This is a genomic window from Saccharopolyspora taberi (assembly GCF_039534165.1).
Lineage (GTDB): Bacteria > Actinomycetota > Actinomycetes > Mycobacteriales > Pseudonocardiaceae > Saccharopolyspora_D > Saccharopolyspora_D taberi.
Window position 1 is genome coordinate 45,034 of the sequence record NZ_BAAAUX010000018.1, and the last position, 12,063, is coordinate 57,096.

The 12,063-nt window shown below is 73.0% G+C and carries 13 protein-coding genes; 10 read left to right on the top strand and 3 right to left on the bottom strand.

From position 1 onward, the window contains the following. Nucleotides 1-49 precede the first annotated feature (49 nt). The 4 genes from ABD691_RS21625 to ABD691_RS21640 all read left to right on the top strand — a co-directional run bounded on the left by ABD691_RS21625 (nucleotide 50) and on the right by ABD691_RS21640 (nucleotide 1,775). Entirely contained in the window at nucleotides 50-211 is a 162-nt protein-coding gene (locus tag ABD691_RS21625) for a DAK2 domain-containing protein (RefSeq protein ID WP_344682558.1), read from the top strand. Nucleotides 212-228: 17 nt separating this feature from the next. Next, a complete protein-coding gene (locus tag ABD691_RS21630; protein WP_344682511.1) occupies nucleotides 229-378 on the top strand; it encodes a hypothetical protein in 150 nt (49 codons plus the stop codon). A 72-nt stretch (nucleotides 379-450) separates the two neighbouring features. Then, entirely contained in the window at nucleotides 451-1,092 is a 642-nt protein-coding gene (locus tag ABD691_RS21635) for a DUF1326 domain-containing protein (RefSeq protein ID WP_344682560.1), read from the top strand. Beyond that, a complete protein-coding gene (locus ABD691_RS21640; protein WP_344682513.1) occupies nucleotides 1,089-1,775 on the top strand; it encodes a DUF2182 domain-containing protein in 687 nt (228 codons plus the stop codon). The genes ABD691_RS21635 and ABD691_RS21640 overlap by 4 nt, the downstream gene beginning before the upstream one ends. A 101-nt stretch (nucleotides 1,776-1,876) precedes the next feature. Here the strand turns inward: ABD691_RS21640 and ABD691_RS21645 are convergent, their stop codons facing one another. From ABD691_RS21645 to ABD691_RS21655, 3 genes are all read right to left on the bottom strand, one after another. Continuing rightward, complete coding sequence (locus tag ABD691_RS21645) at nucleotides 1,877-2,593, bottom strand: SWIM zinc finger family protein (protein WP_344682515.1); 717 nt, start codon at nucleotides 2,591-2,593, stop codon at nucleotides 1,877-1,879. Continuing rightward, nucleotides 2,593-5,283, bottom strand: a complete 2,691-nt coding sequence (locus ABD691_RS21650; protein WP_344682517.1) for a DEAD/DEAH box helicase — start codon at nucleotides 5,281-5,283, stop codon at nucleotides 2,593-2,595. Before ABD691_RS21650 ends, ABD691_RS21645 begins: the two co-directional genes overlap by 1 nt. Before the next feature lie 143 nt (nucleotides 5,284-5,426). After that, nucleotides 5,427-5,708 carry a DUF1844 domain-containing protein gene (locus ABD691_RS21655; protein ID WP_344682562.1) on the bottom strand — a complete coding sequence of 94 codons (282 nt, stop codon included), beginning with the start codon at nucleotides 5,706-5,708 and terminating at the stop codon, nucleotides 5,427-5,429. 308 nt (nucleotides 5,709-6,016) lie between these two features. Between ABD691_RS21655 and infC the strand changes: the two genes are divergently transcribed. The 6 genes from infC to pheT all read left to right on the top strand — a co-directional run bounded on the left by infC (nucleotide 6,017) and on the right by pheT (nucleotide 12,052). After that, nucleotides 6,017-6,595, top strand: a complete 579-nt coding sequence (infC, locus tag ABD691_RS21660; RefSeq protein ID WP_344682519.1) for a translation initiation factor IF-3 — start codon at nucleotides 6,017-6,019, stop codon at nucleotides 6,593-6,595. 117 nt (nucleotides 6,596-6,712) lie between these two features. Then, nucleotides 6,713-6,907, top strand: a complete 195-nt coding sequence (gene rpmI, locus ABD691_RS21665) for a 50S ribosomal protein L35 (RefSeq protein WP_344682521.1) — start codon at nucleotides 6,713-6,715, stop codon at nucleotides 6,905-6,907. 95 nt (nucleotides 6,908-7,002) lie between these two features. After that, on the top strand, nucleotides 7,003-7,371 hold the full coding sequence (gene rplT / locus ABD691_RS21670) for a 50S ribosomal protein L20 (protein ID WP_344682523.1): 369 nt from the start codon (nucleotides 7,003-7,005) through the stop codon (nucleotides 7,369-7,371). A gap of 86 nt (nucleotides 7,372-7,457) precedes the next feature. Then, nucleotides 7,458-8,216 (top strand): TrmH family RNA methyltransferase, encoded by a 759-nt coding sequence (locus ABD691_RS21675; protein WP_344682564.1) that lies wholly within the window; start codon nucleotides 7,458-7,460, stop codon nucleotides 8,214-8,216. Nucleotides 8,217-8,455: 239 nt separating this feature from the next. Next, nucleotides 8,456-9,523, top strand: coding sequence for a phenylalanine--tRNA ligase subunit alpha (pheS, locus tag ABD691_RS21680; protein WP_344682525.1), 1,068 nt, complete (start codon nucleotides 8,456-8,458; stop codon nucleotides 9,521-9,523). A gap of 36 nt (nucleotides 9,524-9,559) precedes the next feature. Further along, nucleotides 9,560-12,052 carry a phenylalanine--tRNA ligase subunit beta gene (gene pheT, locus ABD691_RS21685; protein ID WP_344682527.1) on the top strand — a complete coding sequence of 831 codons (2,493 nt, stop codon included), beginning with the start codon at nucleotides 9,560-9,562 and terminating at the stop codon, nucleotides 12,050-12,052. The last annotated feature ends 11 nt before the right edge of the window (nucleotides 12,053-12,063 follow it).

Below are 12,063 nucleotides of genomic sequence, written 5' to 3' on the forward strand. Positions count from 1 at the left end.
CGAGGCGCTCAGCGCCGCGGCCGACCGCGGCGCCGAGCTGCCCGCGGCCCTGCGCGACGCAGCCGCCGCAGCGCAGCGCGGCGCGGAGTCCACCGCGCAGCTGCTCGCGCGCCGCGGCCGCGCCAGCTACGTCGGCGAGCACGCCCGCGGCGTCATCGACCCCGGGGCCGTCACCGTCGCCGTTTTCTTCGAGGCCGGCTCCGTGGCTTGAGGCGTCACGCGGAGGCGATGACTTCCGAGGATTTCGCGAAGTTTTGCGGCAATAACGACTGGAAGAAGTCGAGTGGCAGAACGAAGTTCCGAAGCGTCGCGCCCGCGGTTTGGCTGCTCGGTTCGGGTCTGCTGCTGGGCATCGCGGCCGGGCTGTTCCCGGCCTGACTCCGCGGCCGGAGAACGGTATTTCGGCCGTGTCCGGCCCGCGCCGGGCGAGTGCACGGTGAAGTGGTGACGATTCCGAACTGGCACCTCGAAGGCGTGTGGTTCGACGCCTGCAAGTGCACGATTCCGTGCCCGTGCTCGTTCGCGCAGCCGCCGACCTTCGGGGACTGCGACGGCGTGCTGCTGTGGGAGATCCGCAGTGGCAACTACGGGCAGGTCCGGTTGGGCGGGCTCCGGGTGGCCATGCTCGGCTCCTTCGTCGGCAACGTGTGGGCCGAGCACAGCGACGCCCGGCTGGCGGTGTTCATCGACGAGCGGGCGGGCGAGTCGCAGCAGGGCGCGCTGCGGGCGATCTTCGGCGGGCAGGCCGGTGGCTGGCCCGCGCGGTTCGCCGAACTCGTCGGCGGCCGGGTCGTGGCGGTCGAGATCTCGCCCGTCGAGTCGTCGGTCGCCGACGACCTCGCGACCTGGAGCGTGCGCATCCCCGGGAAGGCGGAGGCGACCGTCGAGGCGCTCACCGGACCGACGAGCACGCCGGGGGAGCCGGTGCGGGTGCACAACCTGCCCGGCGCCGAGGTCGGCCCGGGTCAGGGCGCGGCGGTCTGGGGCCGGGCCACGACCGACTTCGCCGACGCGCTGGGCTTCAGCTGGCAGCGGTCCGGCTTCTCCAGCAAGCTCATCCCCTTCGACTGGTACGGGCCGGACGGCGCATGACCCGCGGAATCCCCGCGCCCCGCACCTGGACGAGGGCCGAACTCGGGCTCGCGGGGGTTCTGCTTGCCCTCGCCGCGGCGGCGTGGCTGGCCGCCGGCGGCCGGCTGATGCCGGAGATGGCGCCCGGGCTCGCGCTGTTCCTGCCGATCTGGCTGGTGATGATGGCCGCGATGATGCTGCCGGTCATCACCCCCTTCACCGTCGGCCTGAGCCGGATGACGCGCGCCGGGCCCACCGTGCTCGCCTCCCTGACCGCCGGGTACCTGCTGGTCTGGGGCCTCACGGGCGTCCCGGCCTACCTGCTGCTGCGGACCCTGCCGATGGATCCGCGCGTCGGCGGGGTCGTTCTGTTGGTCGCGGGCGCGTACCAGTTCACGCCGTTGAAGCGGTGGTGCCTCGTGCGCTGCCGCTCGCCGCTGGCGCTGCTGGTCCGGTACGGCGAGACGGCCGCGCGCGGCCCCGCCGGGGCGCTGCGGGTCGGTGCGATCCACGGCGGGTACTGCCTGGGCTGCTGCTGGGCGCTGATGGCCGTCCTGGTCGCCGCCGGGGCGATGAGCCTGGCGTGGATGGCCGGGCTCGCCGCCGTGATCGCAGTCGAGAAGATCGCACCGCGCGGCGAAGTCCTCGCCTACGCCCTCGGCGGGGTGCTCGTCGTGGCCGGGGTCGTGCTGCTGGCGGTTTGAGCCCCGCAACCGCGCCACCCGGTTGAGCCCCGCTGCCGCGCCACCCGGGTTCCAGGCATTTGCCGTGCGCCCGCCGGACATCCGGGAGTGCCGCGGCATTCTCAGCCGCCCTGCGGAGCATCGGCCAGCGCCCAAGCCCGGGCGGCCGCCCGCCGAGCGACCGATTCCCACTCCCCGGGCCGAAAACCGGGTGCGGGCCCCAGCAACCGCAGCGCCTCGACCTCCCCATCGGGCTCCACGGGGTGGACGGTGATCGCGGCAAGATCACCCCGCGCGCTGAACCAGTCGCCCGGCTCTCCCAAGCGAGCCGCCCGCAGACCGGACAACAACGGCTCCCGCTCCCGCCCCCGGAACTTCGTCAGCAGAAACGGATCGTCGTCCAAAGCCGTCGCGAGCACGTAGTGCACCGCGGCCGCGTGAGCGCACGGGTCGGCCTTCGTCGTGCATCCGCACTCCGAGCTGAGCTCGCCCTTCCGCGGGAACAAGGACAGCTCCACCTCGCGCAAGGTGTCGTCGACGTCCTCCGGCAGCGTTCCGTCCAGCAACGCGACCGCGTGCCGGATCTTCCCGGCCAGCGCCGAAGTCGCGGTCCGCCACTCGGCATCGGTGAACGCGGGCACCCGCAGCCGCACCTCGTGCACCCGGTCGCGCTGGCGCACCCGCGCCGACACCTCGCCCGGCGCGACCACCAGGTCCTCCACCGCGCCGGTGCGGGCCAGCGAACGTCCTCGCGGCAGCCGGGGATTCGGGTAGGTCGCGCCCAGCGACTCCAGCGCCCGCCGCCACCGCCTGCCCCACCAGGTCTCGCCGAACTCCATCACGCCTCCTCGTCGGCCAGCTCGACGAGCGCGCGCAGCGCGTCGTCGTCCAGCTCGGTCAGCCACGACTCACCGCTGCCGACCACCGCGTCGGCCAGCTCCCGCTTGCGCTCCAGCAGATCGGTGATCCGCTCCTCCAGCGTGCCGTGGGTGACCAGCTTGTGGACCAGCACCGCCCGGGTCTGCCCGATGCGGTGCGCGCGGTCGGTCGCCTGGTCCTCCACGGCCGGGTTCCACCACCGGTCGTAGTGCAGGACGTGGGTCGCGCGGGTCAGGTTCAGCCCGGTCCCGCCCGCCTTCAGGCTCACGACCAGCAGCGGCGCGGCCCGGTCGGAGGTCTGGAACTCGTCGACCAGGCGCCTGCGCCCGGCCGCGTCGACCCCGCCGTGCAGGAACGGCACCCGCCCGAGCCCCAGCTCCTCGGCGAGGTGCCGGGCCAGCAGCTCGCCCATCACCCGGTACTGCGTGAACACCAGGGCCCGGTCCCCGGCGGCCACCACCTCGGCCAGCATCTCCGTGGCACGCGCCAGCTTCCCGGACCGCTCCGGCAGCGGCCCGGGCTCGCGCAGGAACTGCGCCGGGTGGTTGCAGATCTGCTTGAGCTCGGTCAGCAGCTTGAGGACGCGGCCCCGCCTGGCGATCCCGTCGCCCAGGCCGGAGTCCAGCGCGCGCTCGACGGTCCGGCGGTAGAGCCGGGCCTGCTCACCGGTCAGCGCGCACGACACGACCGACTCCACCTTCTCCGGCAGATCGGTCGCGACCTCGTCCTTGAGGCGCCGCAGCAGGAACGGCGCGACCACCGCGCGCAGCCGAGCGGTCGCCTCGGGATCGCGCCAGCGCTCGATCGGGATCGCGAAGCGCTCCTTGAACCGCGCGAACGGGCCGAGCAGCGCGGGATTGGCGAAGTTCATGATCGACCACAGCTCCGACAGCCGGTTCTCCACCGGCGTGCCGGTCAGCGCGACCCGCGCCCGCGCGCGCAGCCGCGCGGCCGAACGCGCGGTCAGCCCGGCCTGGTTCTTGATCTGCTGGGCCTCGTCCAGGACCACCACGTCCCACTCGGTACCGGCCAGCCGGTCGGCGTCGAGCCGGAGCAGCGCGTAGCTGGTGACCACCACCGACCCCGGCTCGAAGACCGGCCTGCGGCCCGGGCCGTGGTAGCCGTGCACCGGCAGGTCCGGGGCGAACCGGGCCAGCTCCCGCTGCCAGTTGCCGACCACCGAGGTCGGGCAGACCACCAGGTGCGGCCGGTCGCCACCGCGCCCGGCCAGCAGCGCGATGGTCTGCAACGTCTTGCCCAACCCCATGTCGTCGGCGAGCACCGCGCCGAGCCCGAGGTCGGCCATCAGCTGCAACCACGCGACCCCGCGCTCCTGGTAGTGCCGCAGGGTGGCGTCGATCCCGTCCAGCCGCGGCTGCGCCGAGCCCGGGGCGAGCCGGTCGACCAGCTCGCGCAGCCGCCCCTCGGCCGACACCTCGACCTCGCCGAGCTCGCCCGTGCTGCGATGGCCTTCGAGGACCACCGCGAGCGCTTCGGGACCGGTGAGCTCCCCGGTCCGCCCGAGCAGGTCCCGGACCCGGCGCAGCTCGCGGGCGTCCGCCCGGATCCACTCGCCGCGCCAGCGCGCGAGCGGCCTGCCCAGGGCGATGATCTCGTCCAGCTCCCCGGGTTCCAGCGCCGAGTCGCCCAGCGCGGCCTCCCAGCGGAAGGTGTCGCCGTCCGCGCGCAGCCGTGCCCGCACCCGCCGGACACCGACGTCGGGAACCTCGACCGCGATGCCCGCCCGCCTCAGCGCGGGCACGCCGTCGGCGAGCAGCGCGGCGGCCTGGTCGGTGTCGAGGTCCATCCCGGTCGGGGACCGCTGTGACAGCGCCGCGTCGACCGGCGGGAACACCTCGGCGGCGTGCGCGAGGCCCCGGACCAGCGAGTCCTGCGGGTCCGCGAGCGCACCGCCGGGCAGTTGCAGGGTGGCCGACCCCGCCGCCCACGCCCGCTCGGCCGGTACCGACACCTCCGGTGCGTCGGCGACCTGGAGGTGGAAGGTCAGCGGCCATGCCTGCCCGTCGCGGTCCGGGACTCCGAGCCGCAAGCAGAGCCTGCCGCCCATCGGCGTCCCGCTGTCGAGCAGCGGGCTCGCCCATTCCGCCAGGGCATCGGGATCGAGTTCGGATTCCGGCCCGTCGCCGCCCCGCGCGCACAGATCCGCCACCGAATCCGCGAAAGCCGCGAGCAGATCCGGAGCGCTCCAAATCCCGCCGTCGCGGCGTAGCGCATGACCCGCGGGCGGAAACGACTCGGCCAGTGCGTTCCAGCGCCCGTCGCGCGAGCGCGCCAGCCGCCAGCGGAGCCGGCTGCCGTCGTGAACGGGCACGAGCATTCCCGCGCACACCTGCTCCAACGCGAGTTTCGCGGCGACGCTCCAGGCAAGCACGGAATCGCCGGGACGCTGCCATCCCGGCCACCGGTCAGGGGAGGGGAAAGCGGCCAGCACGCCCAGCGCTTCGCCGAGCGGGACCGCTGTTGCGGGGACATCGGCGTCGGCAACACCGTCTCCGGAAGGCAGCGCGGTGGCCAGGGTCGTGGCCGCGCCGGGCGGGAGGCCGAGGCCGGCGGGATCGGCCCGGCCCCAGAACGCGACGGCACCGGACTCGGGCACGAAAGTCGCCTGCAACGACTCGGGCAAGGACATGCGGATCCCCCGGAGCGAATGGAAAGGGCTCGGTGCGAACGCCGACAGTACGCAGAAAAATTCCCGGCCGCACATGGCGACCGGGAATTCCGGAAATTTGACAACTGCCCGCTTTCAATGTCCTCCGGGGAATCGGGGCGAATTCAGTACACCGGTCCGGTGTACTTCTCGCCCGGCCCCTTGCCCGGCGCGTCCGGCACCGCGGAGTACTCCCGGAAGGCGCGCTGCAGCGACTGCAACCCGTCGCGCAGCGGGCCCGCGTGCGGTCCGAGGTACTCCACCGACGCCGTGACCAGGCCGGCCAGCGCGGTGATCAGTCGCCGCGCCTCGTCCAGGTCGCGCGCGGGCGAGGTCTCGGGGTCCTCCGCGCTCAGGCCCAGCCGCTCGGCCGCGGCCGACATCAGCATGACGGCCGACCGGCTGATGACCTCGACGCTGGGAACATCACCGAGATCGCGGACGTTGTGCTGGAAGTCCGCGTCGTCCGAAGTCTCACCACCGTGAGTCGCACCGCCGTGCGCGGGGGGCGGGGTTGGCTGCCGTTCAGTCACGCCTGGTACCCTGGCACGAGCGACCAGCTCCCGAGCACTCGGGGGCGGCAAAGTGGAGCCCCGCTCCCACCTGAGTGACCGCTTCGAAGGTCTCCAGGTCAAGGTCCCGCCGATGGCGTGCGTCCACGGCGGAACGAACGGTATTGGCGTACCGGTTCGAGGGGCGAGCTTCACGCGCCGCGGTGCAGCAGCGAAAGCCATCGAACCGAGGAGGCCCCATCAGCTCCGAGACGCGCATCAACGACCGCATCCGCGTGCCGGAGGTCCGCTTGGTCGGACCCAACGGCGAACAGGTCGGGATCGTCCGCATCGAGGACGCGCTCCGTCTCGCGCAGGAAGCGGACCTGGACCTTGTCGAGGTCGCCCCGCAGGCGCGCCCGCCGGTCTGCAAGCTCATGGACTACGGCAAGTTCAAGTACGAGAGTGCGCAGAAGGCCCGCGAATCGCGCCGCAACCAGCAGCAGACCGTCATCAAGGAGCAGAAGCTCCGGCCGAAGATCGACCCGCACGACTACGAGACGAAGAAGGGCCACGTGTCCCGCTTCCTCGGCCAGGGTCACAAGGTCAAGGTGACGATCATGTTCCGCGGTCGTGAGCAGTCGCGTCCGGAGCTGGGATTCCGCCTGCTGCAACGGCTGGCCGACGACGTTTCCGACCTGGGCTTCATCGAGGCCAACCCGAAGCAGGACGGCCGGAACATGATCATGGTCCTCGCGCCGCACAAGACGAACAAGACCAAGCCCAAGGCGAACGCGTCGTGATCCGGGGCGGGCCCGCCCCGCCCCGCACCGCGACGGAACGCGCATCGAAACCGGGCAGGGTTCGCGAGATCCTGCCCGGTCTCCATGCGAACCCCCGAAGAAACTGAGGACGAGAAGATGCCGAAGAACAAGACCCACAGCGGCACGGCCAAGCGGTTCAAGGTGACCGGCAGCGGCAAGCTGCGGCGGGAGCAGGCCGGTCGTCGGCACATCCTGGAGAAGAAGTCCAGCCGCGTCACCCGTCGCCTCGAGGGCACCGAAGCGGTGGCCAAGGCCGACGTCAAGCGCATCAACAAGCTGCTGGGTCGCTGAGCTTCCAGCTCGCGGCGGGTTCGCCCCGCCGGTGAAACCCAGTCCCACGCCCGGGCGGTCGCCCCGCCCCCGATGAGATCAACAGGACGGACCCCGTGGCACGCGTCAAGCGGGCAGTGAACGCCCAGAAGAAGCGCCGGACGATTCTCGACTCGGCGAAGGGCTACCGTGGTCAGCGCTCGCGGCTGTACCGCAAGGCCAAGGAGCAGATGCTCCACTCGATGACCTACTCCTACCGCGACCGGCGGGCCCGCAAGGGTGACTTCCGGAAGCTGTGGATCACCCGCATCAACGCCGCGACCCGGCAGAACGGCCTCACCTACGCCCGCTTCGTGCAGGGCCTGAAGGCCGCCGAGGTCGAGGTCGACCGCAAGATCCTGGCCGAGCTCGCGGTCAACGACCCGCAGGCGTTCGCCGCGCTGGTCGAGGTCGCCAAGCAGCACCTGCCGGAAGGTGCGGCCTGATCGCCGACGGCACCGGACAGGCACCGCGACCCGGGACGGACGCTCCGCTGACGGAGCGTTCCTCCCGGGTCGTCGTCGCTCGCAAGCTGACCCGCCGGGCGGGCCGGGAGCGCGCGGGTGCCTTCCTCGCCGAAGGCGCGCAGGCCGTGCGCGAGGCGCTGGCCTCGCCCGGCGCGCGCGTGCGCGAGGTGTTCGCCACCGCTGACCCGCGCCACGACGAGCTGGTCGCGAGCGCGCGGGCGGCCTCGGTCCCGGTGCGCCGGGTGACCGACCGGGCGGCGGCCTCGCTGTCGGAGACCGTCACCCCGCAGGGCCTCGTCGCCGTCTGCGACGTGCCCGCGACCACCGTCGCCGAGGCGCTGGCCGGGCGCCCGCCGCTGGTCGCGGTGCTGGTCGGCATCGCCGACCCGGGCAACGCGGGCACCGTCGTGCGGGTCGCCGACGCCGCGGGAGCGGGCGCGGTGGTCTTCGCCGGCGACACCGTCGACGCCTACAACGGCAAGGCGGTGCGGGCGTCGACCGGCAGCCTGTTCCACCTGCCGGTGGCCAGGGACCGCGACGTCCCCGCGGTCTTCGCCGCCTGTCGCGAGGCCGGCCTGCGGCTGGTCGGCGCCGACGGCTACGCCGCCGACGACCTCGACGCCGCCGAGGCGGACCTCGCCGCGCCCACCGCCTGGGTGTTCGGCAGCGAGGCGCACGGCCTCTCCGAGGACGTGACCGCGCAGCTGGACGCGACGCTGCGGGTGCCGCTGTACGGCAGGGCGGAAAGCCTGAACCTGGCCACCGCGGCGGCGGTCTGCCTCTACGCCTCGGCCCGCGCCCAGCACCGCGGTGCTCGGGGCTGAACCGCCTCGCACAACGGGTGTGCCAAGCCTCTTCCAGCAGCTCAGCGGCCCCACGGGTGCTGAGCAGCCGCAACTGTGCGACCCGCCGACACGCGGATCTCCGCGTTATCCGGTTGGGACGGTCGCATAGACTGGCAAGGCCAGCTGCGGTACGAGTCCGCTTGTCAACGAGCAGGTCCGCGTTCGGCGCGCCGACGGCGCGGCGGGGCCTGTCGGATCACGGGAGCCACGCACCAACGATGTCCGGAGCAAACGACCCGTACGACCCGAAGCAGGTCGCCGCGCTCTCCCCGGAGACGCTGGACAGCGCCGTCGCCGACGCGCGCCGCGCCTTCGACGAGGCCGCCGACCTCGACGAGCTGACCGCCGCCAAACCCGCGCACCTCGGGGAGCGGTCGCCGCTGCTGACCGCCCGGCGCGAGATCGGCGCGCTCCCGCCGAAGGCCCGCTCGGAGGCGGGCAAGCGGGTCAACGTCGCCCGCGAGGCGATCCAGAGCGCCTTCGACGAGCGCCGCGCCAAGCTCCAGGCCGAGCGCGACGAGCGCGTGCTGCGCGAGGAGTCGGTCGACGTCACGCTGCCCTGGGACCGGGTCCCGGCCGGCGCGCGGCACCCGATCACGCAGCTCATCGAGCACGTCGAGGACACCTTCGTGGCCATGGGCTGGGAGGTCGCCGAAGGCCCCGAGCTGGAGGCGGAGTGGTTCAACTTCGACGCGCTGAACTTCGGCAAGGACCACCCCGCCCGCACGATGCAGGACACCTTCTACGTCGGGCCGGAGAACTCCGGGCTGGTGCTGCGCACGCACACCTCGCCGTCGCAGGTCCGCGCGCTGCTGGGCCGCGAGCTGCCGGTGTACGTGGTCTGCCCCGGCCGGACCTTCCGCACCGACGAGCTCGACGCCACCCACACCCCGGTGTTCCACCAGGTCGAGGGGCTGGCGGTGGACAAGGGCCTGACCATGGCGCACCTGAAGGGCACGCTGGACGCGTTCGCCCGCGCGATGTTCGGCGAGGAGTCCCGGATCCGGCTGCGCCCGTCGTTCTTCCCGTTCACCGAGCCGTCCGCGGAGATGGACGTGTGGTTCCCGCAGAAGAAGGGCGGCCCCGGCTGGGTCGAGTGGGGCGGCTGCGGCATGGTGAACCCGAACGTGCTCCGCGCCAGCGGTGTCGACCCCGACGTCCACACCGGATTCGCCTTCGGCATGGGCCTGGAGCGCACCCTGCAGTTCCGCAACGGGATCCCGGACATGCGGGACATGATCGAGGGCGACGCCCGGTTCACGCTGCCGTTCGGCATCGACTCCTGACCTGTTTGCACTTCAACGAGAGAAGGGCCTGACCAAGTGCGGATTCCGGTTTCCTGGTTGGCCGAGCACCTCGAGCTGCCCGAGGACACGACCGCAGAGGCGTTGGCCGAGGCGTTCGTCCGGATCGGGCTCGAGGTCGAGGACGTCGCGCACCTGTCGTCGGTGCGCGGCCCGCTGGTCGTCGGCCGCGTGGCCGAGATCGAGGAGCTGACCGAGTTCAAGAAGCCGATCCGGCACTGCCGGGTCGAGGTCGGCGAGGACTCCGACGGCGCCAGGGTGCTGCAGGAGATCATCTGCGGTGCCAGCAACTTCCGCGAGGGCGACCTCGTCGTCGTCGCGCTGCCCGGCACCGTGCTGCCCGGCGGTTTCGAGATCGGCGAGCGCAAGACTTACGGCCGGATGAGCCGGGGCATGATCTGCTCGGCCAAGGAGCTGGGCATCGGCGAGGACCACGACGGCATCCTGGTGCTTCCGTCGGGCTCGGCCGACCCCGGTGACGACGCGGTCGAGCAGGTCGGCCTCGACGACTCGGTGATCGAGCTGGCCATCACCCCGGACCGCGGGTACTGCTTCTCGGTGCGCGGCCTGGCCCGCGAGCTGTCCAACGCGCTGGACGTGCCGTTCGGCGACCCGGGCACCCGGCCGGTGCCCGCCGACGAGCAGCCGTCGCGGACGGTGCGCATCGACGACCCGAGCGCGTGCAGCCGGTTCGTGCTCCGCCGGGTCACCGGCGTGGACCCGACGGCGCCGACCCCGTGGTGGATGCGGCGGCGGCTCGCGCTGGCGGGCATCCGCTCGATCTCGCTGGCGGTCGACGTCACCAACTACGTGATGCTCGAATTGGGCCAGCCGCTGCACGCCTGGGACACCAGCAAGCTCTCCGGCGACATCGTGGTGCGCCGCGCCAAGGCGGGGGAGAAGCTGACCACGCTCGACGACGTGGAGCGGGTGCTGGACCCCGACGACGTCGTGATCTGCGACGACAGCGGCCCGGTCTCGCTCGCCGGGGTGATGGGCGGCGCGACCACCGAGATCGGCGACGAGACCCACGACGTGCTGCTGGAGGCGGCGAACTGGGATCCGGCCAGCATCGCCCGGACCATCCGCAGGCACAAGCTGCCCAGCGAGGCGGGCAAGCGCTTCGAGCGGTCGGTGGACCCGCTGGTCGCGCCGCAGGCCACCGAGCTGGCCGCGCAGCTGCTGGTCCGCTACGGCGAGGGCACCATCGCCCAGGGCCGCACCGACGTCGGCGAGCCGACCACGCCTGCCCCGGTCACGATGCCGCTGGCGCTGCCGGACCGGATCGCGGGCGTGAACTACGAGCGCGGTGTGACCGCGCGGCGGCTGACCCAGATCGGCTGCCGGATCGAGGTGGGCACCTCGGACGAGGGCGTCGGCCTGGTGACCGCGACGCCGCCGAGCTGGCGGCCGGACCTGACCCAGCCCGCGGACCTGGTCGAGGAGGTGCTGCGGCTGGAGGGCTACCACACGATCCCGTCGGTGCTGCCCGCCGCACCGCCCGGCCGCGGCCTGACCCCGGCGCAGCGCAGGCACCGCTCGATCTCCCGGGCGCTCGCGGCCGAGGGCTACGTCGAGGTGCTGCCGTTCCCGTTCACCGGTCCGGACGTGCTCGACGGCCTCGGCATCGGCGAGGACGACCCGCGCCGCCGCACCCTCAAGCTGCTCAACGCGCTGGAGAGCGACCGCTCGGACCTGACCACGACGGTGCTGACCGGACTGCTGGAGGCCTTGCAGCGCAACGTGTCCCGGGGCAGGCGCGACCTGGCGCTGTTCCACATCGGACAGGTCGTGCTGCCCGCCGAGCAGCAGCCGGAGGTGCCGGCGGTCGGCGTGTCCGGCCGCCCCTCCGACGTCGAGCTGGAGGCGCTGCACACCGCGATCCCGGCGCAGCCCACGCACGTCGGCGCGGTGCTGGCGGGGCAGCGCGAGCACGCGGGCTGGTGGGGTCCGGGCCGGGACGCGACCTGGGCGGACGCGGTGCAGGCCGCGCGGCGGGTCGCCGCCGTGGCCGGGGTCGAGCTGACCGTCACCGCGGGCGACCTGGCGCCGTGGCACCCGGGCCGGTGCGCGCAGTTCAAGGTCGGCGACACCGTGGTCGGCCACGCCGGTGAGCTGCACCCCAAGGTCGTCGACGCGCTCGGCCTGCCCAAGCGGACCTGCGCGATGGAGCTCGACCTGGACGCGCTGCCGCTGACCGACCACCGCCCGGCGCCGGTGATCTCGGCGTACCCGCCGGTGCTGCTGGACATCGCGCTGGTGGTCGACGCGCAGGTGCCCTCGGCCGAGCTGATCGACGTGGTCCGCTCCGGTGCGGGTGAGCTGCTGGAGGACGTCCGGCTGTTCGACTCCTACGCCGGTGAGCAGCTCGGCGCGGGCAAGAAGTCGCTCGCGCTGGCGCTGCGGTTCCGCGCGCCGGACCGGACGCTGAAGCAGGACGAGGCGACCGAGGCGCGGGACGCGGCGGTCGCGGCAGCGGAGAAGCGCTTCGGCGCGGCGCTGCGCGCCTGACAGCCACGAGA